Source organism: Streptomyces sp. NRRL WC-3549 (assembly GCF_000721935.1).
In the GTDB taxonomy this organism is placed as follows: Bacteria; Actinomycetota; Actinomycetes; order Streptomycetales; family Streptomycetaceae; genus Streptomyces.
Map to the genome: position 1 here is coordinate 1 of NZ_KL585451.1, position 255 is coordinate 255.

Genomic DNA, 255 nt, shown 5'->3' on the forward strand with positions numbered 1-255 from the left:
CGGCACCTGCGAAGAACGCGGCGACAGGCCCGCCAGCACCTCCAGCAGCCGGCCGTGAATGCGTTCCACATGCGCACTGTGGGAGGCGTAGTCCACGTCGATGCGCTTGCAGCGCACACCGTCGGCCTTGCACAGCTCCCTCAGTTCGTCCAGTGCGTCGGCGTCCCCGGAGACGACCACGGAGGAAGGGCCGTTGACCGCGGCAACGGAAAGCCGTCCCGCCCACCTCGCGAGCCGCGCCTCCACCTTCTCCGC

Annotated in this window: 1 protein-coding gene; it reads right to left on the reverse strand. The window is 69.8% G+C overall.

Features of this window, described 5'->3' with window-relative positions:
• On the reverse strand, window positions 1-255 hold a 255-nt coding region (locus IH13_RS39325), incomplete at both ends, for an acyltransferase domain-containing protein (protein ID WP_037843376.1).